Below are 1,276 nucleotides of genomic sequence, written 5' to 3' on the forward strand. Positions count from 1 at the left end.
GTCAACACCAGCGGTGCGGTAGGGCGCCCGGTTCGTGCCATCACCTCACCCTACACCAACTTATTAGGCGAATTTCCGGCGCAGGACACTAGTGCCGTGACCACGAACGTTCACGGTGTTGGTTGACACGCCGTCCGGCCTGTCGGTCTGGCGGCGTTGCGGCGGTCAGGCTGTGGCGGTGGCAGATCTTGTACGTGTGCGGCGGCTGAGTGATCAGGAAGGTCAGCAGCTGCTCAGAATCACCCGCCGGGGAACCGGTTCACCAATCCGACTACGTCGGGCGATGGTCGTGCTCGCCTCTGCTGGCGGGAACACGGTGCCGGCGATCGCCCGTCTCGTTCAGGCCGACGAGGACACGATCCGGCAGGTCATCCACCGGTTCAACGAGATGGGGATGGCCAGCCTGGACCCTCAGTGGGCGGGTGGCCGTCCCCGCCAGATCAGTCCTGACGAGGAACAGTTCATCGTCGAGACGGCCAACACCCGCCCCGAGAAACTCGGGCGCCCGTTCACCCGCTGGAGCGTGCGCAAGCTCGCTGACCACCTGGGCTCGCATGCGGCCCGCCGGATCCGCATCGGGCGCGAACGGCTGCGTCAGATCCTGCACCGGCACCGGATCACCTTCCAGCGGACCAAGACGTGGAAGGAGTCCACCGACCCTGACCGGGACGCCAAACTCGCCCGGATCGAGTACGTGAGCACCTGTTTCCCGCAGCGGGTGTTCGCGTTCGACGAGTTCGGTCCCCTGGTGATCCGTCCGCAGGCCGGCGCAGGGTGGGCGCCGGCCGGGCACCCGCACCGGTTGCCCGCGAACTACCACAAGCTGCACGGGGTCCGGCAGTTCCACGGCTGCTACAGCGTCGGCGACGACCAACTCTGGGGCGTCGTGCGGCGCCGCAAGAGTGCCGCGAACACCCTGGCCGCACTCAAGTCGATCCGCGCCGCGCGTCCGGACGGGGCGCCGATCTACGTCATCCTGGACAACCTGTCCGCGCACAAAGGCCTCAAGATTCGCAGGTGGGCGGCCCGGAACAAGGTCGAACTCTGCTTCACCCCGACCTACGCCTCCTGGGCCAATCCGATCGAGGCCCAGTTCGGGCCGCTACGCACCTTCGTGATCGCCGGCTCGAACCACCCCAACCACACCGTCCTGGCCCGTCGGCTGCAGGCCTACCTACGCTGGCGCAACGCCAACGCCCGCCACCCCGACGTCCTGGCCGCCCAACGCCGAGAACGCGCCCGCATCCGCAGCGAACGCCAACGACGATGGGGCCAA

The 1,276-nt window shown here is 67.7% G+C and carries 1 protein-coding gene; it reads left to right on the plus strand.

Going from position 1 to position 1,276, the window contains the following annotated elements:
- Positions 1 to 178: 178 nt before the first annotated feature.
- On the plus strand, positions 179 to 1,276 hold a 1,098-nt coding region (locus ACWD6N_RS37740; protein ID WP_450006762.1), incomplete at its 3' end, for an IS630 family transposase.

Source organism: Micromonospora sp. NPDC005163, assembly GCF_053599835.1.